Source organism: Caballeronia sp. SL1002, assembly GCF_057814995.1.
This window is the reverse complement of sequence record NZ_JBYMUW010000005.1, coordinates 784,082-804,784: the sequence shown is the minus strand read 5'-3', so window position 1 is coordinate 804,784 and position 20,703 is coordinate 784,082. Positions and strand designations below refer to the sequence as shown.

The 20,703-nt window shown below is 63.3% G+C and carries 21 protein-coding genes; 11 read left to right on the top strand and 10 right to left on the bottom strand.

Annotated elements, in window-relative coordinates:
- Positions 1-48 precede the first annotated feature (48 nt).
- Positions 49-1,515: a catalase gene (locus tag AC3D25_RS27965; RefSeq protein ID WP_488891729.1), complete on the top strand. Its 1,467-nt coding sequence runs from the start codon at positions 49-51 to the stop codon at positions 1,513-1,515.
- 51 nt (positions 1,516-1,566) lie between these two features.
- Here the strand turns inward: AC3D25_RS27965 and AC3D25_RS27960 are convergent, their stop codons facing one another.
- The 7 genes from AC3D25_RS27960 to AC3D25_RS27930 are packed head-to-tail and all read right to left on the bottom strand — an operon-like array spanning position 1,567 to position 7,318.
- Positions 1,567-2,853, bottom strand: a complete 1,287-nt coding sequence (locus AC3D25_RS27960; protein WP_488891728.1) for an MSMEG_0569 family flavin-dependent oxidoreductase — start codon at positions 2,851-2,853, stop codon at positions 1,567-1,569.
- A gap of 21 nt (positions 2,854-2,874) precedes the next feature.
- Positions 2,875-3,159 (bottom strand): MSMEG_0570 family nitrogen starvation response protein, encoded by a 285-nt coding sequence (locus AC3D25_RS27955; RefSeq protein ID WP_488891727.1) that lies wholly within the window; start codon positions 3,157-3,159, stop codon positions 2,875-2,877.
- Positions 3,160-3,171: 12 nt separating this feature from the next.
- Entirely contained in the window at positions 3,172-4,152 is a 981-nt protein-coding gene (locus AC3D25_RS27950) for a sll0787 family AIR synthase-like protein (protein ID WP_488891726.1), read from the bottom strand.
- Complete coding sequence (locus tag AC3D25_RS27945) at positions 4,149-4,709, bottom strand: MSMEG_0567/Sll0786 family nitrogen starvation N-acetyltransferase (protein WP_488891725.1); 561 nt, start codon at positions 4,707-4,709, stop codon at positions 4,149-4,151. Before AC3D25_RS27945 ends, AC3D25_RS27950 begins: the two co-directional genes overlap by 4 nt.
- Positions 4,710-4,711: 2 nt before the next feature.
- Positions 4,712-5,788, bottom strand: a complete 1,077-nt coding sequence (locus tag AC3D25_RS27940; RefSeq protein ID WP_488892172.1) for an MSMEG_0568 family radical SAM protein — start codon at positions 5,786-5,788, stop codon at positions 4,712-4,714.
- The gene (locus tag AC3D25_RS27935; protein WP_488891724.1) at positions 5,781-6,788 is read right to left on the bottom strand and encodes a Nit6803 family nitrilase; all 1,008 of its coding nucleotides are present in this window, start codon (positions 6,786-6,788) and stop codon (positions 5,781-5,783) included. The genes AC3D25_RS27940 and AC3D25_RS27935 overlap by 8 nt, the downstream gene beginning before the upstream one ends.
- Before the next feature lie 47 nt (positions 6,789-6,835).
- Positions 6,836-7,318 carry an MSMEG_0572/Sll0783 family nitrogen starvation response protein gene (locus tag AC3D25_RS27930; RefSeq protein ID WP_488891723.1) on the bottom strand — a complete coding sequence of 161 codons (483 nt, stop codon included), beginning with the start codon at positions 7,316-7,318 and terminating at the stop codon, positions 6,836-6,838.
- A gap of 394 nt (positions 7,319-7,712) precedes the next feature.
- Between AC3D25_RS27930 and AC3D25_RS27925 the strand changes: the two genes are divergently transcribed.
- The 9 genes from AC3D25_RS27925 (at position 7,713) to AC3D25_RS27885 (ending at position 17,244) form a co-directional block, all read left to right on the top strand.
- On the top strand, positions 7,713-9,104 hold the full coding sequence (locus AC3D25_RS27925) for an aminotransferase-like domain-containing protein (RefSeq protein WP_488891722.1): 1,392 nt from the start codon (positions 7,713-7,715) through the stop codon (positions 9,102-9,104).
- 48 nt (positions 9,105-9,152) lie between these two features.
- A complete protein-coding gene (locus tag AC3D25_RS27920; protein WP_488891721.1) occupies positions 9,153-9,908 on the top strand; it encodes a CDP-diacylglycerol diphosphatase in 756 nt (251 codons plus the stop codon).
- Positions 9,909-9,983: 75 nt separating this feature from the next.
- Positions 9,984-10,682, top strand: a complete 699-nt coding sequence (locus tag AC3D25_RS27915) for an aspartate/glutamate racemase family protein (RefSeq protein ID WP_488891720.1) — start codon at positions 9,984-9,986, stop codon at positions 10,680-10,682.
- Between the two features lie 109 nt (positions 10,683-10,791).
- Positions 10,792-12,555, top strand: a complete 1,764-nt coding sequence (gene araD / locus AC3D25_RS27910; protein WP_488891719.1) for an L-arabinonate dehydratase — start codon at positions 10,792-10,794, stop codon at positions 12,553-12,555.
- Between the two features lie 20 nt (positions 12,556-12,575).
- On the top strand, positions 12,576-13,298 hold the full coding sequence (locus AC3D25_RS27905; protein ID WP_488891718.1) for a ribonuclease activity regulator RraA: 723 nt from the start codon (positions 12,576-12,578) through the stop codon (positions 13,296-13,298).
- Between the two features lie 154 nt (positions 13,299-13,452).
- Complete coding sequence (locus AC3D25_RS27900) at positions 13,453-14,712, top strand: MFS transporter (RefSeq protein WP_488892171.1); 1,260 nt, start codon at positions 13,453-13,455, stop codon at positions 14,710-14,712.
- A gap of 388 nt (positions 14,713-15,100) precedes the next feature.
- A complete protein-coding gene (locus AC3D25_RS27895) occupies positions 15,101-15,730 on the top strand; it encodes a hypothetical protein (RefSeq protein WP_488891717.1) in 630 nt (209 codons plus the stop codon).
- 146 nt (positions 15,731-15,876) lie between these two features.
- Positions 15,877-16,167, top strand: a complete 291-nt coding sequence (locus AC3D25_RS27890) for a hypothetical protein (RefSeq protein ID WP_488891716.1) — start codon at positions 15,877-15,879, stop codon at positions 16,165-16,167.
- Between the two features lie 3 nt (positions 16,168-16,170).
- Entirely contained in the window at positions 16,171-17,244 is a 1,074-nt protein-coding gene (locus tag AC3D25_RS27885; protein WP_488891715.1) for a LacI family DNA-binding transcriptional regulator, read from the top strand.
- 3 nt (positions 17,245-17,247) lie between these two features.
- Here the strand turns inward: AC3D25_RS27885 and AC3D25_RS27880 are convergent, their stop codons facing one another.
- Positions 17,248-18,489: an aspartate carbamoyltransferase gene (locus tag AC3D25_RS27880; RefSeq protein ID WP_488892170.1), complete on the bottom strand. Its 1,242-nt coding sequence runs from the start codon at positions 18,487-18,489 to the stop codon at positions 17,248-17,250.
- A 76-nt stretch (positions 18,490-18,565) separates the two neighbouring features.
- On the bottom strand, positions 18,566-18,985 hold the full coding sequence (locus tag AC3D25_RS27875) for a secondary thiamine-phosphate synthase enzyme YjbQ (protein WP_488891714.1): 420 nt from the start codon (positions 18,983-18,985) through the stop codon (positions 18,566-18,568).
- A 144-nt stretch (positions 18,986-19,129) separates the two neighbouring features.
- Here AC3D25_RS27875 and AC3D25_RS27870 point away from each other — a divergent pair, with 144 nt between their 5' ends.
- A complete protein-coding gene (locus AC3D25_RS27870) occupies positions 19,130-19,966 on the top strand; it encodes an FkbM family methyltransferase (protein ID WP_488891713.1) in 837 nt (278 codons plus the stop codon).
- On the opposite strand, the gene AC3D25_RS27865 is transcribed toward AC3D25_RS27870, so the two are convergent.
- Positions 19,963-20,676, bottom strand: a complete 714-nt coding sequence (locus tag AC3D25_RS27865) for a Pr6Pr family membrane protein (RefSeq protein WP_488891712.1) — start codon at positions 20,674-20,676, stop codon at positions 19,963-19,965. The two genes, AC3D25_RS27870 and AC3D25_RS27865, sit on opposite strands and share 4 nt — an antisense overlap.
- Between the last annotated feature and the right edge of the window lie 27 nt (positions 20,677-20,703).

The following is a 20,703-nucleotide window of genomic DNA, read 5'->3' as shown; positions in this document are numbered from 1 at the left end:
GCGTTGCGCGCAGGATCGTGTCCCCACGAACCAGAAAGAGGAGCATCCATGACGAACCGTATCTTGACGACGGCGGCCGGCGCGCCCGTCGGTGACAATCAGAATTCGCAGACGGCCGGGCCGCGCGGACCGATCACGCTGCAGGATTTCTGGCTGATCGAAAAGCTCGCGCACTTCGACCGCGAGGTGATTCCCGAACGCCGCGTGCATGCAAAAGGGTCGGGCGCGTTCGGTACGCTGAAGATTACCCACGACATCTCGAAGTACAGCAAGGCGCATGTTTTCAGCAAGGTCGGCGGCGAAACGAAGGCGTTTCTGCGGTTCTCCACCGTGGCGGGCGAGCGCGGCGCGGCGGACGCCGAACGCGACGTTCGTGGTTTCTCGCTGAGGTTTTATACCGAGGAAGGCAACTGGGATATCGTCGGCAATAACACGCCGGTCTTCTTCATTCGCGACCCGCTGAAATTCGCCGATTTCATCCATACGCAAAAGCGCGATCCGCGCACCAATATGCGCAACGCGGATAACATCTGGGACTTCTGGTCGCGCACGCCCGAGTCGCTGCATCAGGTCACGATCTTGATGAGCGATCGCGGCATTCCGAAGAACTACCGCCAAATGCACGGCTTCGGCTCGCATACGTTCTCGTTCATCAACGCGCAGAACGAGCGCTTCTACGTGAAGTTTCATTTCAAGTCGATGCAGGGGATCGAGAACTACACGAACGCCGAAGCGAAGAAGGTGATCGGCGAAGACCGTGAAAGCGCGCAACGCGATCTCTACGATCAGATCGAAGCGGGCAACTTCCCGAAGTGGCGCTTCTGCATCCAGGTGATGACCGAGCAAGCGGCGCGGAGTCACCACGAAAATCCGTTCGATATCACGAAGACGTGGTCGCAAAAAGAATATCCGCTGATCGACGTCGGCGTGCTCGAACTCAACAGGAACCCGGAGAATTATTTCGCGGATGTCGAGCAAGCCGCGTTCACGCCCGCTAACGTGGTGCCGGGAATCGGCTTCTCGCCGGACCGGTTGCTGCAAGGGCGGCTCTTCTCTTACGGCGATACGCATCGTTACCGGCTCGGTATCAATCACCATCAGATTCCGGTCAACGCGCCGGTCAATCCCGCGCACGCGCCTTATCATCGCGATGGCGGCATGCGCACGGACGGCAATCTCGGCGGCACGGCGAACTACGAGCCGAACCGCTTCGGCGCGTTCCCGCAAGATGCGTCCGTGAACGAGCCGCCGCTCGCCGTGGAGGGCGCGATCGAGCGCTATGACCATCGCGCAGACGACGACTACTACAGCCACGCACGAGCGCTCTTCAACCTCTTCGATGCAGGCGAGAAGGAGCGCCTCTTCGACAACATCGGCGAGGCTATCGCGGGCGTGGATGAAGAAATCGTGCAACGCCAGCTCGATCTGTTTGCGAAGATCGACCCGGCGTATGCGGCCGGTGTGCGTCAGGCGCTCGGCAAGCCTGAGCCGGTTTCGGAAACCGCGCTGCCTTGATGCTGCGGTCAGAACCGCATCGCATCGAGCGATGCGGTTTTGATCTCGAACTCAAACGGGAACGGCGACGGCCTGGGTAATTGCCGTCTCGCGCGTTTGGACGATCGTATCGACGATATACGCGGCGTCGCGCGCGACGCCCGAAAAGCGTCCCGATCCCCATGTATGCAGCCACGGCAGTCCGACGAAATAGAGCCCAGGGCAGGGCGTTATGCCACGTTGATGCGCCGGATAGCCACGTCCGTTGAACACGGGCGCATCGAGCCAACTGAAGTCCGGCGTGAAGCCGATACACCACACGATCGAACCGATCCCGCTCGCGCCGATATCGAGCGCGGTACGCTCTTGCTCGGGACGCCACATCGGCGCGTAGACGCTTTCGGGCGGCGCGTCGATGCCATGCTTCGCGATATACGCATCGATACCCGCGTTGATGCGGTTGTACACGCCGTCCGCGCTGTCGAGATTGGCGGCCAGGTTCGGCGCGAAGCTCAATACGCCGTCGCGCAATCCATCGAGCCGTCCGTAGAGTTCCATACCTTCCGCCGCGAATTTGCGCAGGTCGATATCCCGTCCGCCGTCGCGTCCGGTGACGTAGTGGTTGGTGTTGTCGCGCACGCCTTCGCGTAGCGGATGCTGATCGACGGGCATGTCGTAGTACTTCATGTCGGCGAGCCAGTCCACCACATCGCGACCACGATAAAAGCGCGCGCAACGCGGCGCTTCGCCCACCGCGAGCAGCACCTTGCGCCCCGCGAGATGCAAGTCCTCCGCGATCTGCGCGCCCGATTGCCCCGAGCCCACGACAAGCACCGCGCCCTCGGGCATGGCCGCCGGATTGCGATACTCGGACGACTGCATCTGCACGATGGACGCGGGCAGACGCTCGGCCATGCGCGGCACGACAGGCGTGTGATAACCGCCCGATGCAACCACCACCTGATCCGCGCTGAACGTGCCTTGCGACGTCGCGACCGTATAGCGGCCGTTCGCGCCGCGCGTCACGCGTTTGACTTCCGTGTGTTCGAGCACGGGTGCATCGAGCGACGCGATAAAGCCGTCGAGATACGCGATGATCTCGTTCTTCTTCATGAAGCCGTGCGGATCGTCGCCGCGATACGGATAGCCCGGCAGCGCGCATTGCCAGTTCGGCGTGACGAGACAGAACGTGTCCCAGCGCTGGCTTCGCCACGTGTGCGTCAGCGTCTTTCGTTCGATCACGAGATGATCGATTTCAGCGCTCTTCAAGTAATGGCTCACTGACAGACCGGCCTGTCCACCACCAATCACGATCACGCTGTAGTGCGCGTCGTCCGCTTCCTGGGCTGCTTGCGACATGATGCGTTCCTGTGCGTGGTTTTAGTTAAAGCCGATGACCTTGACGCTCGCGCCGGGGTGATCGGCGAAACGTTCCGCTTCGCGTTCGATACGCTCAAGCTGATCCATCGCCGACGAACACGCGAAGCCGTACTTCTGCCGCACGCGTTCCGACGCAAGGCCGAGCGCTTCACGGGCGCGTTTCATGAAGTCGTCGAGCGGATAATCCGCGCCCGCCGTGAAGAATTCGCCGATCACGGTGGACGGCGAATAGCAGACAGCCTCGCTGCGATCGGGCCATTGAATGCGAAAGTGCATGACTGGCATGACGGATTCCGGTTAGTGTCGATGCGACGCGGTGATGAACGCGCGCTCGTTGAAGTCCCACAGCGTCGCCGTTTCATCTTGGCGGCACAGCACGACTTCACGCGATGCGTCCACGCTGCCGATCGCCGCGCACGCGAGTTCACGCGCATGAAAAAGTCGCGCCACTTCCTCGACGTGTTCAGTCCGCACGGACAACACGAAGCCGTAGCTCGGAAACGCACTGAGCCAGCGGAGCAACGGCACGTTATCGGGCGCGGGAATGCTGTCCATGTCGATCCGCGCGCCCGCCTGCGAACATTCCAGCAGCATCAGCGCGGTGCCGAGCGCGCCCGCCATGCTGATATCTTTCGCCGCGCTGCACAGGCCGTTTTCCGCGAGATGCGGCAATATTTCGAGGTCGGCGCGCAACCGCTCGGATGGCGCGCCGACCGATGCGTTCCAGAACGGATACGGGTCTTCGAACGCGCCGCGCAAATCGACAGCCATCATCAGCGTGTCGCCGGGGCGGGCATCGAAACTCGAAAGCAGATGCTTCGCCCGGCCCACGATCGATACCGCGAGCTGCGCGCGATCGCTGCGCGTATTGCTGTGTCCGCCGACAACCGGCACGCCATACGCCGCCGACGCCGCCGCCATGCCCGCGAGCACCTCCGCGCCCGCTTCGATGCCGTCGCTCCACAGCGCGTCCACCACCGCGAGCGGACGGCCGCCCATCGCGTAGATGTCGCTCACGTTGACCATCACGCTGCTGTAGCCCGCAAACCACGGCATGTCGCGCACGAAGTCGCTCACCATGCCTTCGATGGCGAAGAGCAGATAGCCGTCGCCATCGACGATAGCCGCGCAGTCGTCGCCGATACCGACCGCCTGCACGAGCGCGTTATCCGCATGCGGACGATTGCGCGCAAGCGTCTCGACGACCTCCGCGATATCCGTCTTGTGCAGGAAGCCGCGTGTTTCGCGCAACGCGCGGACGAGTTCGGCGAGCGTCATGCGGCCCTCGGCAACGTGAGCGAATGACTCATGTAACCGCTGTGCGGCGTGGCGCAGGGCGGATAGAAATCGAGGTCCGCCTGCATCAGATGATGCGGCCTGCCGTGCATCGTCTCCTCGCGCAGCGTCCGCCAGTTGAGCGCATGAAAGAGCGCCGCGTTCTGGCTCTGCACATGCGCGAGAAACGTCTCGCAGCCGAGCGCGTTCGCGCTGCTGACCGCGAGGCGAATCAGCGTCCCGCCGATCCGCCCATGACGCCGGAACGCGGGATGCACCGCGAGCCGCGAGCCGAGCCAGACGCGCGGCGCATCTTCGTGAATGCGGACCGTGCCGACCACTTGCTCAGGCATGCCCGCGATGCAGCTGACCGCCACGAGAAGCTGCGCGTGGTCGTCGATTTCATCGCGGTCGTCGCCCGCGAAAATGCCTTGTTCGATGCAGAAAACCGCACGCCGCAGCTTATACGCTTCATCGGTTTCCCACGGCAGCGTCGTCCACTTGATGACGAAACCCACGGGCGTGTACGTCCTGACGAGATCTTCGGTATCGGCGAGCATCGTCACACCTCGTAGGAAGCCAGCGACGAACACGCGCCGCATTTTCCGCAGCCCGCCTTGATATCGGCCGAGCGCAAGCCCGCTTGCGACACCATCGCGCCGAGCGGCTGCAGGATCGACTTCATCAGTTCCGGCGAAGGAGCGGGATGATCTTCGAGCGGCGTGCCGCTGATCGGCACGAACGGCACCACGAACGGATACACGCCGATCTCGACCAGTTCGCGCGAGATCGCGAGGATCGCCTCGGGCGTATCGCCGAGTCCGGCGAGGATGTACGTGCTCACCTGACCGCGCCCGAACACCTTCACGGCGGCGCGAAATGCGTTCATGTAGCGCGCGATCGGTACGCTCGCCTTGCCCGGCATGATCTGCGCGCGCAACGCGGGCGTGACCACTTCGAGGTGCATGCCAAGCGCATCGACACCGGCGGCCTTCATGCGCTCGAACCACGCGTCGTCGTCGGGCGGCTCGCATTGGGCCTGGATCGGCAGATCGACGGCGGCCTTGATGGCGAACGCGCTCTCGCACAAAATCTGCGCGCCGCGATCTGGCGTGGGCGGTGTGCCGGTGGTCAGCACCATGTGCTTCACCCCGTCGAGCAGCACGGCCGCGCGCGCCACTTCGGCGAGTTGCTCGGGCGTCTTGCGCGCGATGGTGCGGCCCGCCGCGAGCGATTGCCCGATCGCGCAGAACTTGCATGTTTTACGGCGGCTTTCGTAGCGAATACAGGTTTGCAGCACCGTCGTGGCGAGCACGTCGGAAGCGTGCAACGTCGCGATGTGCGAATAGGGCACGCCGTCGAAAGTCTGCAGACGATAAAAACGCGGCGACGCGGGAAAGCTCAGGTCCGCGATGCGAATCGTGCCGCGCATCAGCGCGCTGCGGCCGTCCGCTTCCGGCGCGCTCGCGACGAACGGCGAGTGCCACGCGGTGTTGGTATGCACCGGAACCATGATCGTCACGCCGTCGATGGTCACGGCTTTGTGGTCCGACGGACCCGCGCCGCCGCGACGGCTCGCGACGCTCGCGCCCGCGGCGGGATCGGCGAGACGCAAGCCCGCCGATTGCAGTTCAGTCATCAATTGCCGGCTCGCGGCCGACATGCTCGCGTTCGCGTTCAAGGTTCATCCCTCCGTTCGAGAAGTCGGCCATCGGCGCGGACGTGGCGGCCGGCCGGTCGTTGATCGCCAAGCTCAGCAATTCGGGCCGCGCGTAGTGGCCGACCGAATCCATCATGCGTTTGCGCTTGGTGATGAGCGCCATGTCGAGATCGGCGATCACCATGCCTTCGCCCTCGCGCAGCGCGGGCGCGAGATGCTGGCCTTCAGGCGAAATGATCGCCGTGTTGCAGCCGCCGCGCAGCGCTTTTTGCAGCGCGGGATCGGTCGTGACGGATTCGATCTGCTGCTCGGTCAGCCAGCCCGTTGCATTGACGACAAAGCAGCCCGATTCGAGCGCGTGATGCCGGATCGTCACTTCGATCTGTTCCGCGAAGATCGGTCCGACCAGCGAGCCGGGAAACTGGCTGCAATGAATTTCCTCGTGCTGGGTCATCAGCGCGTAGCGCGCGAGCGGGTTGTAGTGCTCCCAGCACGCCAGCGCGCCGACCCGCGCAATCGACGTTTCCGCGACCTTGAGGCCGCTTGCGTCGCCCTGGCCCCAGATCATCCGTTCATGGAATGTCGGCGTGATCTTGCGGCGTTTGAGGACCAGTTCGCCGGTGGTATCGAAGATCAATTGCGTGTTGTAGAGACTGCCGTGATCGCGTTCGTTCACGCCGAGCACTACCACCATGCCGTGACGCCGCGCGCGCTCGGCCACGGCCTGCGTGACGGGTCCGGGCACCGTGACGGCGCGTTCGTAGAGCCGCAGATGCTCCGCGCCCGATGCAACCGGCGGCCGCACGAACGAGAAGTACGGGTAATACGGCACGAACGTCTCGGGAAAGACGATCAACTGCACGCCTTGCCGCGCGGCGTCCTCGATCGCGCCGCACACGCGTTCCAGCGTGCCGTCCGGCCGCTCGAAATCCGGCGCGATCTGGACGGCGGCGGCGCGGACGATTCGTTTCTCTGACATGGTGGCGGTCGCTCCGTTCGCTCGTTAGGTGTTGGCGTGAAGAGGCGTCAGACCGTCCACGTGTGGATCACGAGCGCGTTGTCCTTCCGGTGAAGCAGTTGAATATCGAGCACGTCGAGCGGACTGACCGGCTTGATGCCTTCGATAAGCGACGCCTCGCCGTGGCCGTACAGCGCCTGCAGCGCGAAGCGGCACGCGTAGACCTTGCCGCCTTCTTCCATGAACTTCGTCAGTTGCTTGTTGAAGTTCAGATGGCCGGGGAATGCTTCGTCGCCGAGCGTCGGGAAGCCGCGCTGAAGGCCGAGCGTCACGCCCGGTCCGTAGAGCAGCACGGAGGTCTCGAAACCTTTGCGTTGCAAACGCGTGGCCTGAAGCATGTTGACGAAGCCGATGGACCCTTCGAACGCGACCGTGTGGAACGTGACGAGCGCTTTTTCGCCCGGTTCGGCTTTCACGTCCTCGAATACCTTCTCTTCGTAATCGACCAGATAATCGCCTTTCTGATGCATCGGTTTATTGACGGCGGGCATTCCAATCTCCAGTGGAAAATGAATAAATGTCCTGCGCTTTTTTATTCGGCGCAGCGGCGAAACGACAGTGACGACAATGCAACCGCCGTGCCATTGGAGACGCAATGAAAAGCAATCAACGTCCAATCAATGCGAGGCCGGAACGTCGCGCGAGACGAAAAAAAGTTGGGTCGTGCCAAATCGCTGCGCCACATCGCGCCGCCTTGAGCGCCGGGCGCGCACCAGCCTGGCGTGAATGCACCGGAACGGTCGCGCAGGCATGGTGCAACGCACGCTTTCGAGGCGCAACACCGCGTTCCCTTGCAGCCCGAATGCGATCAGGAATCCGATCAATTATTGTTGCCGATGCAATCGGCGTGTTATCGTTTTTTATCCACGTCAGGGATAGAAAATCATGGCCGGCGCATTGCATCACTGGATTAAAAAATTATCCGAAAGCCGGAAGCCGGCTTATCTGCTCATTCCGGAACTTATAGAAGAAGATCTCGCGAGCGGGCGGCTTCGTCCACGCGACCGGCTGCCCGGTCTGCGCGATCTCGCCGACGAGCTTCAGCTCAATTACACGACGGTCGCGCGCGCCTACGCCGAAGCGCGCAAGCGCGGCCTGCTCGATTCGCGCGCGGGCAGCGGCACCTTCGTGCGTGGCCGCACGGCCACGTTGCCGCTCGCGGGCGGCAGCAGTGTCGAGATGACCATGAACATGCCGCCCGAGCCGGCCGAGTTCGCGGCGCGTCTGCGCGAGTCGTCGGCGCGGCTGTTCGCTTCCGCCGACCCCTATCGCCTGCTGCGCTATCAGGATTTCGGCGGGAGCGCGGAGGACCGCGCGGCGGGAACGCACTGGCTCAAGCGCCGTTTCGACGATTGCGACGAAGACAAAGTGCTCGTGTGTCCCGGCATCCACGGCGCGCTGGTCGCGCTCGTTTCGCAACTCGCGCGACCGGGCGGAACGATCTGCCTCGATACGCTCGCGTATCCCGGCATCAAGGCGATCGCGGCGCAACTCGGCGTGCGTCTGCAAGCGCTCGCACGCGACGACGAAGGCCCGCTCGCGCACGCGTTCGAAGCGCTGTGCAAGACCGAAAAGCCGAGCGCGTTCTATTGCAATCCGACCATTCAGAACCCGAGCACGGCGACGCTATCGGCCAAGCAGCGCGAGGCGCTCGCGGATGTCGCGCTGCGCTACAGCGTGCCCATCATCGAGGACGACGCCTACGGCATGCTCCCCGAACGCGCGCCCGAAGCGTTCGCCGCGCTCGCGCCTGATTTAACCTACTACGTGACCGGTTTTTCCAAGAGCTTCGGGGCGGGCTTGCGCGTCGCGTATATTCGCGCGCCGAACGCGCGGCGCGCGCAGCATCTGGCGGGCGCCTTGCGGGCGACCACGGTAATGGCGAGTCCGTTCACCGTGCTGCTCGCCACGCAATGGATTCAGGACGGCACCGCCGCCGATATGCTGCTCGCGATCCGCGCCGAATCGAACGCGCGGCAGGCGATTGCATCGCGCGTGCTGACCGACTGGCCGTTCGACGCCGATCGCGACGGCTTCCATCTGTGGCTGCCGATTCCGCCCGCGTCCGGCTGGCACGCGTCCGAACTCGCGATGCAGCTTCGCACACGCGGGATCGGCGCGGTGTCGGCGGCGGCGTTCTCGACCGACGGCAATCCGCCGGAAGCCGTGCGCGTGTGTCTCGGCGGCCCGAAGACGCTCGACGAATGCGAGGACGCGCTGCGAATGATCGCCGATACCCTCGATCACCCGCATCATCTGCATTCGCCCGTCATGTGAGGGACGCGAAGGGCAGTTAAGATGCGCGCATCGCATCTTTGAACCGCTATGAAAACTTCGACCTTCATGTGGCGCTGGATCGGCGGCGTCACCGCGCTGTGCTTCGTGCCGTGCGCCCAGGCCTACAACCCCAACGCGCTCTGGGAGATCGTTCACGGCTATTGCGAACCGGCGGCGCTCGGCGCGAGCGTGCAGCAGAAATGCGCGGAGGTGAACGTGGCCGAAGGCTACGCGGTGCTCAAGGACATCAACGGCCAAGCGCAATATCTGCTGATCCCGACGCGGCGAATCGCGGGCATTGAAAGCGCCGAACTGCTCACGCCGGGTTCGCCCAACTACTGGCGCGCGGCGTGGCGGTCGCGCGGGCGCGTCGCGGCGGCGCTCGGTCGCGATCTGCCGCGCGAGGCGCTGTCGCTCGCCGTCAATTCGGCAAGCGGGCGCACGCAGAATCAGCTTCACATTCATATCGATTGCCTCGCCGTGGATGTGATCGCGACGCTGCGTGCAAACGAGGCGCGTATCGGCACGGACTGGACGCCGCTGCCGGTGCTGCTGCGCGGTCACGCGTATCGCGTGCGTCGCATCGACGACGCCGGTCTCGACTTCACCGATCCCTTCAAGCTGCTTGCGCCGACGGTCGCCCGCGAAGGCCGCACGATGGGCGAAGAGACCTTGCTGCTGGCGGGCGCGGTGCGTGCGGACGGCACGCCCGCGTTCTATCTGCTCAACGACCAGACCGGCCCGGGCGATGCGGCGTCGTCCGAGGAATTGCAGGACCACGGCTGCAAGGTGGCTGCGCCATGAAGATTTGTGATGCTTCGCGCGGCCTCTTCGACGCAAAATAGAAGACCTTCACTCAACATGCAGGCGACTTTGAACATGCGGACGATTGGGTTGATCGGCGGAATGAGTTGGGAATCGACGGCGGAATACTATCGGCTCATCAACCGTGACGTGCGCGCGCGGCTCGGCGGGCTGCATTCCGCGCAAATTCTCATGCATAGTGTGGATTTCGCGCAGATCGAACGGTTCCAGCGCGACGCGCTGTGGCACACAGCGGGCATGCGTCTCGCCGACGCCGCGCGCAATCTCGAAGCGGGCGGCGCGCAATGCGTCGTGCTCTGCACGAACACCATGCATCTGGTGGCGGCGCAGATTGCGGCGGCGGTGTCGATCCCGTTCCTGCATATCGTCGATCCCACCGGCCTCGAAGCCCGCGCGCTCGGCGTGCGGAAAGTGGGTTTCATCGGCACGGCGTTTTCGATGCGCGAAGCGTTTTTCCGCGATCGGCTGATGGAACGTCACGGCGTCGAAACCATCGTGCCCGACGCCACCGCGCAAGCGGCCGTCCACGACATCATCTATCGCGAACTGTGTGTCGGCGTGGTGAGCGACGCGTCGCGGGCCGTATATCGCGACGTCATGCGTGCGCTCGCGGACCGTGGCGCCGAGGCCATCGTGCTCGGCTGCACCGAAATCACGCTGCTCGTGAATCAGACGGACAGCCCGGTGCCGCTTCTCGACACGACAGCGCTCCATGCGCGCGCGGCCGTCGATTTCTCCTTGGCGACAAAGTAAGAAAGAGGGAGATGTCCACGTTTCCCCTAGGTTTGTTTCGTCGATGGTAACGCTACCATCGGCGAAACAAAGGGCGAAGCGAACTATCGCGATGCCGAGGAGACGCAGCTTGACAGCAAACCGCAAGACCCCGGAGCAGCTTCGCAGTCACCGCTGGTACGGCGCGAACGATCTGCGCTCGTTCGGGCACCGGTCGAGAACCGCGCAGATGGGCTATCACGCGAGCGATTACATGGGCAAACCGGTGATCGCGGTGTTGAATACGTGGAGCGAGATCAATTCGTGTCACACGCACTTCAAGCAGCGCGTGGAGGAGGTCAAGCGCGGCGTCTGGCAGGCGGGCGGCTTTCCGGTCGAAATGCCCGTGATGACGCTCGCCGAGCCGTTTCAGAAGCCCACGACCATGCTCTACCGCAACTTCCTCGCGATGGAAACGGAGGAACTGCTGCGCTCGTATCCATTCGACGGCTGTGTGCTGATGGGCGGCTGCGACAAGACCACGCCCGGCCTGCTGATGGGCGCGATCAGCATGGATCTGCCCGCGATCTACCTGCCCGCCGGCCCGATGCTGCGCGGCGACTGGAACGGCCGTACGCTCGGCAGCGGCTCGGATACCTGGAAATACTGGGCCGACCTCCGCGCGGGCAAGATTTCCGAGGACGAGTGGAAGGGCATCGAAAGCGGCATCGCGCGTTCGCCGGGCCATTGCATGACGATGGGCACGGCGTCCACGATGACCTCCGCCACCGAATCGCTCGGCCTCACGTTGCCCGGCTTTTCGTCGATTCCCGCCGTCGATTCGCGTCACGCGCAGTTCGCCTCGCTGACGGGCCAGCGGATCGTCGAGATGGTATGGACCGATCTCAAGCCGTCCGACCTGCTCACGCCGAAGTCATTCGATAACGCTATCACCACAGTGCTCGCGATGTCGGGTTCGACCAACGCGATCGTGCATTTGGTCGCGGTCGCGCGCCGTGCGGGCATTCCGCTCACGACCGCGCGTTTCGACGAACTCGCGCGCGTGACGCCGGTGCTCGCCAACGTGCGTCCGGCCGGCCAGTACCTGATGGAGGACTTCTTCTACGCGGGCGGTTTGCGCGCGCTGCTGGCCGAACTCGGAACGTTGATCGACGGAACGCAGCGCACGGTGAACGGCGCGACGCTCGGCGAAAACATCGCGGGCGCGGAGATTTTCAACGACGACGTGATCCGCCGCCGTGATAACCCGCTCGTGCCGAATGACGGCCTTGCCGTTTTGACCGGCAATCTCGCGCCGGACGGCGCGGTCATCAAGCCGGCCGCGATGGAAGCGCGCTTGCTGAAGCACCGCGGCCGCGCTGTCGTGTTTCGCGATTACGCGGACATGGCCGCGCGCATCGACGACGAAGCGCTCGATATCGACGCGGAATCGGTGATCGTGTTGCAGCATGCCGGACCGGTCGGCGCGCCGGGCATGCCGGAATGGGGCCAACTGCCGATCCCGCAAAAGCTGCTGAAGCAGGGCGTGCGCGATATGGTGCGTATCTCCGATGCACGCATGAGCGGCACGAGTTACGGCGCGTGCGTGCTGCACGTCGCGCCGGAGTCGTTCGTGGGCGGGCCGCTCGCGCTGGTGCAAGACGGCGATACGATCGAACTCGACGTGTCCGCGCGGCGTCTTCATCTCCACGTCAGCGACGCGGAACTCGCCACGCGCCGCGCCGCGTGGGTCGCGCCGAAACGGCCGTTCGAGCGCGGCTTCGGCGTGATGCATCAACTGCACGTCACGCAGGCGAACAAGGGTTGCGACTTCGATTTTCTCGAAGAGCCGGTCGCGCAGGTGAGCGCGGCGGCCGAACACGGCCCATCGCGCGGCGAGCCCGAAATCCACTGACTCCAATCGACACGAACGCCATGACCGCCATCAGCGACACCACGCTCGATCAACTCCGCCACGTCAGCACCGCGACACTCACAACCGTGCTGTTCAAGCGCGGCCTGCGCAACGTGTTCCTTCAGGGCGTCGCGCCGCTCGTCAAACCGGACGCCGACGCGCCGAATCTCGTCGGCCCGGCGTTCACGCTGCGCAATATTCCGGCGCGTGAAGACATCGATCACGTCGGCATTTTCCAGGACCCGGATCATCCGCAGCGCAAGGCCGTCGAAACCGCGCCGCCGGGCAGCGTGCTCGTGCAGGACTGCCGGGGCGAGCGCAGCGTGGCGTCGGTCGGCTCGATCCTCGCCGCGCGGCTGAAGGTGCGCGGCGTCGCGGGCATGGTGTCCGACGGCCCGGTGCGCGACAGCGCATCGATCGCCGCGCTCGGCCTGCCGCTCTTTTGCGCGGGCGCGAGCGCGCCGATGAATCTCGGCAAGCATCACGCGGTGGATATCGACGTGCCGATCGGCTGTGGCGGCGTGGCCGTGTATCCGGGCGATATCGTCGTGGGCGACGCGGACGGCGTCGTGATCGTGCCGCGTCATCTCGCCGCCGATGTCGCGCGCGATGCGGTCGAGCAGGAGCATATGGAAGCGTTCATCAGCGAGCGCATCGCGGCGGGCAGCGCACTGCGCGGCACGTATCCGCCGAACGAAGCGACGCTTGCCGCGTATGCCGAGTGGCGCGCCGCGCGGCCTTGAATCGTAGGGCGGCGCGAGACCGTCCGATATCTTTCATCACAACGATCCGCCCGCGCAACACGCGATAAAGCGGACACAGGAGACATGTGTGAATAGCGTCCAGCATCCGGCGATCGACGAATCGCGCCTCATCAACCGGCTTGCGCTGCGGCTCATGCCGCTCGTCGGGCTGCTTTATCTGGTCGCTTATATCGACCGCTCGAATATCGGCTTCGCGAAGCTGCAGATGATGGGCAGCCTCGGGCTTACCGAAGTGGCCTACGGGTTGGGCGCGTCATTGTTCTTTATCGGCTATTTGATATTCGAAGTGCCGAGCAATGTTTTGCTGCACAAGTACGGCGCGCCGCGCTGGATCGCTCGGATCATGCTCACATGGGGCATCGTCACGGTGCTGCTCGCGTTCACGAAGAACGCGACGAGTTTTTACGTGCTGCGCTTTTTGCTCGGCGCGTCCGAGGCGGGACTCTATCCGGGCGTGATTTATTACCTGACGCTGTGGTTCCCGTCGAAGCATCGCGCGCGGATGCTCGGCTACTTCACGGTCGGCAGCAGTCTCGGCAACATGGTGGGCGCGCCGATTTGCGGCTATCTGCTCGACAAGGGCGGACTGCTCGGCTTGCAGGGCTGGCAACTTGTGTTCATCGTAACCGGCATACCGTCGATCCTGCTGACCGCTGTCGTGTTGCTGTATCTGCCGGAGTCGCCGCTGAAGGCCAAGTTCCTCACCGATCCCGAGAAGAAATGGCTCGCGGACACGCTCGAAGGAGAGCGCGCGCTCGCGCGTAAATCCGAGACGCGCGGGTCGCACTTGATTGGCGTGTTGACGGAGCCGCGCGTGATCGGCATGGCTTTGTACTACATGATGCTGTCGATGTCCGTCTACGGGGTGAGTTACTGGCTGCCGACGCTGGTCAAGGGATTTGGCGTCAGCAACACGACCAACGGTTTGCTGAACATTTTGCCGTGGCTAGCCGCGACGCTCGTGTTGCTTTGGCTGCCGCCGAAGCTGAAGGCCGGCAATCACACGACGCTTGCGATGCTGATCGCGGCGCTTCTTGGTGTCGTGTGTTTTCTGTGCAGCGTTTTCCTGCCGACCAATACGTTGCGGTTCGCCGCGCTCTGTCTTGGCGCGCCGTGTATGTATTTGCTGTTGCCGTGTTTCTGGACTTTGCCGCCGAAGTTTTTGACTGGGGCGCGGGCGGCTGCGGGGATTGCGGCGATCAATTCACTTGGGAATGTCGGCGGGTTTGTCGCGCAGAATCTTGTGCCGTGGGTACGGCAGACCAGTGGCAGCGTCAAGGCGCCGATGCTTATTCCGGCGGCTTGTTTGACGGTGTTTGCTGTCGTGACGGTGGGGTTGCTGCGCAGGGAACGCGCGCTGCGCAGGGAGCGCGCGCTGCGCGGGCAGGGTTAGCCGGGTTTGGCTTTGCTGGCGCTTTTGCTTTTGTCTGCCTGTGCTTTCTGGAAACTTGCTTTCGTGTAGGTTTATTAGCACGCCCCTGCGCGCGGCGGCACTTTCTTTGGCTAGCTGCTGAGAAAGTATCCAAAGAAAGCAGCACGGGATTCGGCGCCGTGGGGCGGCTTCAGGGTGGGCGGGGTAAACCGTTTGATGCTCGGGCGCTTTTTTGTGAACTTGCTTTCATGTAGGTCTATTAGCACGCCGCTATGCGCGGCAGCAGTCACTTTCTTTGCTGCTGCAAAGAAAGTAACCAAAGAAAGCAGCTTATCCGCCTAAGTGTCCACCTCGAATAACCTCGCGGATAGGCGCGCAAGCTGATTAGGCTAACTCGCGCTCGTTCGGATTGGCACAGCTCCCGTCAGTCCCATCCTCGCTGCGCTCGGACGACGGGCATATCAAAAACCTTCGGTTTTGCCATGCTGGCCTCGAACCTCGAACCTCGAACCTCGAACCTCGAACCTCGAACCTCGAACCTCGCTCCGGCTCCGGCTCCGGCTCCGGCTCCGGCTCCGGCTCCGGCTCCGGCTCCGGCTCCGGATTCGGATTCGGCTTCGGCTTCGGCTTCGGCTTCGGCTTTGGCTTTGGCTTTGGCTTTGGCTTCGGCTTCGGCTTTGGCTTTGGCTTCGGCTTTGGCTTTGGCTTTGGCTTTGGCTTTGGCTTTGGCTTTGGCTTTGGCTTCGGCTTCGGCTTCGGCTTCGGCTTTGGCTTTGGCTTTGGCTTCGGCTCCGGTTTCGGCTATGGCGTTGGCTTTGGCTTTGGCTTTGGCGTTGCCGGTGGATTTTGCTCTGGATTTCAGTTATGCCTTACTGGCAGGCACTTTGTGCCTGCCGGGATGAATGAGCGGCTCCACTCTGTTTTGTCGTGCGATGGCCGAATCAGCTTGCGCACCACTCCCAGAAACGGTTCGTGGTGGACACTTAGATGGACAAGCTGCTTTCTTTGGTTACTTTCTTTGCAGCAGCAAAGAAAGTGACTGCTGCCGCGCATAGCGGCGTGCTAATAGACCTACATGAAAGCAAGTTCACAAAGGGCGCAGGCAAACAAAAGCACGAGCGCTAGCAGACCAAACCGTCCGCTGCGGACAGGGGTATCGCTAATAACGGACACGAAAGCAAGTTCGTGCAAAGTGCTAAACGACAAAAGAAAAGGCGCAAGCAGAATCGCAAGCGCAAGCAACATCCCAAGCGCAAGCAAAATCCCAAGCGCAAGCAAAATCCCAAGCGCAAGCAAAATCCCAAGCGCAAGCAAAATCCCAAGCGCAAGCAAAACCCCAAGCGCAAGCAAAACCCCAAGCGCAAGCAAAACCCCAAGCGCAAGCAAAACCCCAAGCGCAAGCAAAACCCCAAGCGCAAGCAAAACCCCAAGCGCCAGCAAAACCCCAAGCGCGTACAAACCAAAGACCCAAACTGACCAATGCCGACCACGAAGAAACCCACTACCGAGCCGCCCGAACCCGACCCAGCGCCAGCGCCGAACCTCCATCGTCGCTCCCGCAGAGCCCCCAAGTCCATCCGCATCACCGACGTAGCGGCCTCAGCGGGCGTCTCACCCATCACCGTCTCGCGCGTCTTCAACGCGCCCGAATCGGTCGCGCCCGACACGCTCCTGCGCGTGCGGCAAGCCGTGCAGCAACTCGGCTACGTGCCCAACCGCCTCGCGGGCGGGTTGTCATCGGCGAAATCGAAGCTCATCGCGGCCATCGTGCCGACGCTCGCGCACTCGCTTTTCTCCGCGACGATGCAGGTCTTCAGCGACACCATGACGCGCGCGGGCTATCAAGTGCTGCTCGGCCTAAGCCGATACAGCGACGCCGACGAGGATCAACTCCTCGACGCCATCCTGAGTCGCCGCCCCGAAGGCGTGCTGCTGACCGGCGTGGCGCACGCGCCGTCGCTGCGCGAACGGCTGCTCAAGATCGGCATTCCGATCGTGGAAACCTGGGACATGACGGATGCGCCCATCGACATGCTGGTCGGCTTCTCGCATTACCAGGTCGGCGCGGCCGTGGCTGCGCGGTTTATCGCGCGCGGGTCGCGGTGTCCGGCGCTCGTGTCGGCCAACGACGACCGCGCGCGCGCCCGCCAGCGCGGTTTCGCCGATACCTTCGCGCGCCACGGCATCGCGGATGTGTTCGAAGTCCTGATGCCGCCGCCCAGTTCGGTCGCGATGGGGCGCGCGGGCCTGCAACGCATCCTCGACGATCGGCCCGGCGTGGACGCGATCTTTTGCAGTTCGGATCTGCTCGCGCTCGGCGTGGTTTCAGCGGCGCGGCGGGCTGGCGTGGCGATTCCTGAGCGGATCGCGGTGTGCGGTTTCGGCGATCTCGATTTCGCCGCCGATACCGCACCCGCGCTCACCACCGTGCGCGTGGACGGCACGCGGATCGGCGCGAGCGCGGCGCGCTGCCTGATCGACCGGTTGAACGGCGCGGTGGGGCAGACGCTGATCGACGTGGGGTTCGAATTGATTGAGCGGGAAACGACCTGAGTTTCAGTCGATCCCGTGAAACACCGCGTCGTCCGGGCCGACATACGCGGGCGATTTCCACGCGGCGTCGCGCATCGAATGCTGCACCTGATTCTCGACGCCCAGCAACACGGCGAAAATCGCCATCCGCACTGGAATGCCGTTGTCGGTCTGACGGAAGATCGCGAGCCGCGAGTCGTGGTTCAGGTCCGTGCTCAGGTCGTTCGCGCCCGGCCGGCCGTCGCGCGGCAACGGATGCATGATGAGCGTGTCCGGGCCGCAGACGGTATCGACGAGCGCCTGATTGATCTGGAAATCCGGCGTATAGCCTTCGATGGATTCATCGGCGAAGCGCTCTTTTTGAATACGCGTCGCATACACGACGTCCGCGCCCGCGAGTCCCGCGTGCAAGTCGGTGGTCTGCTCGACCACGTGGTCGCCCTGCGAGAGTTTTTCGAGAATATAGTCCGGCATTTCGAGCGAAACCGGCGAAATCAGCGTGAATTTCAGGCCCTTGTAGAGCGCGAGCAGTTTGCTGAGCGAATGCACGGTGCGCCCGTATTTCAGATCGCCGACCATCGCGATATGCGCGCCATCCACGATTTTTCCGACCCGCGAAAACTCGCGCTGGATCGTGTAGAGGTCGAGCAGCGCCTGGCTCGGATGCTCGCCGGGGCCGTCGCCAGCGTTGATGACCGGGATGTTGGTCGCGCGCGCGAATTCCGCGACGGAACCTTGTTCCGGATGCCGCACGACGAGCGCGTCCGCGTAACCGGCGATCACGCGGCTCGTGTCGTAAATGGATTCGCCCTTCGCCATCGACGAAAACGTGAAGCCGGTCGTGTCGCACACCGAGCCGCCGAGCCGGCAGAACGCCGATCCGAAGCTGACGCGCGTCCGCGTGCTGGCTTCGAAGAACAAATTGGCGAGCACGGCGCCTTCGAGCACGCGCGTGATTTTTTGCCGCCGCGCGATGGGCTGCATCATGTCCGCGACGCGAAAGAGCGCTTCGGCGGAATCGCGCGAGAACTGATCGACGGAGAGCAATTGCGGGCGGCCTTCGAACGAAATGGCAGGGTGTACGCGCTGCGTATAATCTGCGTCGGTGGGGACGCGTTCCAGAATTTCGGAGACGTAACGGCCCGCGATTTCGGGCATCGCGCGGGATTCCGGCGATTCGTCGGGCAGCAACCAGGTATCGAGTGCGCGTCGCGATACGCCGATCCGGTTCGCGAAAGCCTCGCGGGTCATGTTGAGGCGGCGCATTGCGTCGCGAAGAACGGTTTGTTGTTGCGTGCCCACGCGCTTGCTCCCAAAATATGTACGCGGAGCGTATATTAGGCTACTCGCCTAGCAGATGCAAGACGATATCCCGCCGATGCGCCGCCCGGCGATGCTCGAACAGATAAATGCCTTGCCACGTGCCGAGCACCATCCGTCCATTTTCGACCGGCACGGAAAGCTGCACCTGCGTGAGCGCGGTACGCAGGTGCGCGGGCATGTCGTCGGGGCCTTCCGCATCGTGCACGTAACGGCCGCGCTGTTCCGGCGCGATCGTCTCGAAAAAGGCTTCGAGGTCGGTGCGGACGTCGGGATCGGCGTTTTCCTGAATCAGCAGCGATGCCGACGTGTGCCGGCAAAACACCGTCAGCAAGCCGTCGCGGATCTCCTGCTGCTGAATCCACTTCTGAATGCTGCCCGTGATTTCGACAAGCCCGCGCGTTCGCGTCGGGACGTCCAGATGGTGTAGCGCCTGTTTCATGGAGATATAAAGTCAGCGTTGTCTTGATGGAGTGTAGCGGGGCACACGCGAAGTCGGGCGGGGAATTCGGAGTCGTCCGGTTTAAGCGAGCGGGGCCGCGCCGTATAGATAAGGGTTCCCCTTTCGCGCGTCAAAAACCATCCCATGCCCGCTATTACGCTTGAACTTTCCCCACACTTGCGACTCGTCGCCGGCCGCCACGGCTGGATGATCGCCAATCCCGGCGACCGCTGCATCGGCCAGGCGCTGATCCAGTACGGCGAGTATTGCGAGATCGAATCGCGCTTTCTCGTCCAGTTGATCAACAACGCCGGAATGGTGGTGGAAGTCGGCGCGAATACCGGCGTCCATACGGTTGAACTGGCCCGCGCCGCCCGCCGTCACGGCCAATCGGTCCTGGCGTTCGAGCCGCAGCGGTTGGTCTTTCAACAGCTTTGCGCCAACCTCGCGATCAACGGGATCGACAACGTGCGCGCGTGGCCGTTCGCGTGTTCGTCGGCGGCGGGTTTGGTCTATTTCGACCAGCCGGATTACCTCGCGCCCGGCAATTTCGGCGCGGTCGCGATGAAAGAAGAGCGCGCGGCCGGCGCGGTGCCTGTTGCGTGCGTGAAGCTGGACGATCTCGTCGGCAGCGATCCTGTCGGGCTGATTAAAATCGACGCGGAAGGTCTCGAACTCGCGGTGCTGCAAGGCGCGGACGAGACCATCGCGCGGTCGCGGCCGGTCATGTATATCGAGAACGACTGGCCCGACCTGTCGCGCGAACTGATCGAATGGTTGTGGTCGCGGCATTACCGCCTGTGGTGGCATCTGCCGGTTGTGTTCAACGAGTCGAATTTCTTCGGTAAAACCGAGAATGTCTACGGCGAGGTCGTATCGATCAACATGCTCGCGATTCCCGTCGAGCGCGCGGGCACCGTGAACGGACTGCACGAGATTACCGATTCCTCGATGCATCCGACCCAGCGCCGTCCAGCCTAGCTGCCGTCTTTCTTCCGCGCGGCCGCGGGCTGCGGTCGCCGGTGATTGATGGCGAGAAATATCGCCATCAGCACGAGAAAGCCGATCACGAGCAGCGTCGAATTGAACAGCACTTGCCGGTAGCCGAGTTCGCTCACGTCGATAAACGGATACGGATAAAAATCGGACCGGCTGCCGCGCCACAGCGTAAAAAACAAATAGCCGAGCGGATAGACGAGCCACAGCGCGCACTGGCGCCGGCTCGGGTGAAAACGCGGTACGAACAGCAGCCAGTAGAGCGCGCACAGCAGCGGCACGACCGTATGCAAACATTCATTGAGCACCGCGCGATAGCCCGACGGCGTCCACAAATAGCGCAGCAACACGTTGTAAGCCAATCCGACGAACACCACATACACGACGACCGCCGTCACCACCGGCGGCGCGCGCAAAACCCGCGCGACCGGCGCGCGGGCGCGCGTCGCGACACACGAAAACACGATCGCGCAGATCAGCACGGTCAGGTTCGTCAGATAACTGCCGGTGCGCTCGATGCCGTCGAACACCGTCAGTCCGCGCGCGAGCATGCGGCCGATCGTCAGGTCGGTCTGCGCGGCAAAGGCAATCCACGCGACGCTCGCAATCAGCGCGGCCATTCCCGCCGACGCGACACTCGGCGTCGGTAGCGGTAAGTCGGGGGCGTCGGTGGCGTGATCGGTTTGCGGGTCCATGCGCCGATTTTATCCGCGCGCGGCGGC

Bases quoted from the DNA above. Each gene is read 5' to 3' on its own strand.
- AC3D25_RS27965 (WP_488891729.1), top strand. From the start codon at position 49: ATGACGAACCGTATCTTGACGACGGCGGCCGGCGCGCCCGTCGGTGAC.
- AC3D25_RS27960 (WP_488891728.1), bottom strand. From the start codon at position 2,853: ATGTCGCAAGCAGCCCAGGAAGCGGACGACGCGCACTACAGCGTGATC.
- AC3D25_RS27955 (WP_488891727.1), bottom strand. From the start codon at position 3,159: ATGCCAGTCATGCACTTTCGCATTCAATGGCCCGATCGCAGCGAGGCT.
- AC3D25_RS27950 (WP_488891726.1), bottom strand. From the start codon at position 4,152: ATGACGCTCGCCGAACTCGTCCGCGCGTTGCGCGAAACACGCGGCTTC.
- AC3D25_RS27945 (WP_488891725.1), bottom strand. From the start codon at position 4,709: ATGCTCGCCGATACCGAAGATCTCGTCAGGACGTACACGCCCGTGGGT.
- AC3D25_RS27940 (WP_488892172.1), bottom strand. From the start codon at position 5,788: ATGACTGAACTGCAATCGGCGGGCTTGCGTCTCGCCGATCCCGCCGCG.
- AC3D25_RS27935 (WP_488891724.1), bottom strand. From the start codon at position 6,788: ATGTCAGAGAAACGAATCGTCCGCGCCGCCGCCGTCCAGATCGCGCCG.
- AC3D25_RS27930 (WP_488891723.1), bottom strand. From the start codon at position 7,318: ATGCCCGCCGTCAATAAACCGATGCATCAGAAAGGCGATTATCTGGTC.
- AC3D25_RS27925 (WP_488891722.1), top strand. From the start codon at position 7,713: ATGGCCGGCGCATTGCATCACTGGATTAAAAAATTATCCGAAAGCCGG.
- AC3D25_RS27920 (WP_488891721.1), top strand. From the start codon at position 9,153: ATGAAAACTTCGACCTTCATGTGGCGCTGGATCGGCGGCGTCACCGCG.
- AC3D25_RS27915 (WP_488891720.1), top strand. From the start codon at position 9,984: ATGCGGACGATTGGGTTGATCGGCGGAATGAGTTGGGAATCGACGGCG.
- AC3D25_RS27905 (WP_488891718.1), top strand. From the start codon at position 12,576: ATGACCGCCATCAGCGACACCACGCTCGATCAACTCCGCCACGTCAGC.
- AC3D25_RS27900 (WP_488892171.1), top strand. From the start codon at position 13,453: ATGCCGCTCGTCGGGCTGCTTTATCTGGTCGCTTATATCGACCGCTCG.
- AC3D25_RS27885 (WP_488891715.1), top strand. From the start codon at position 16,171: ATGCCGACCACGAAGAAACCCACTACCGAGCCGCCCGAACCCGACCCA.
- AC3D25_RS27880 (WP_488892170.1), bottom strand. From the start codon at position 18,489: ATGCGCCGCCTCAACATGACCCGCGAGGCTTTCGCGAACCGGATCGGC.
- AC3D25_RS27875 (WP_488891714.1), bottom strand. From the start codon at position 18,985: ATGAAACAGGCGCTACACCATCTGGACGTCCCGACGCGAACGCGCGGG.
- AC3D25_RS27870 (WP_488891713.1), top strand. From the start codon at position 19,130: ATGCCCGCTATTACGCTTGAACTTTCCCCACACTTGCGACTCGTCGCC.
- AC3D25_RS27865 (WP_488891712.1), bottom strand. From the start codon at position 20,676: ATGGACCCGCAAACCGATCACGCCACCGACGCCCCCGACTTACCGCTA.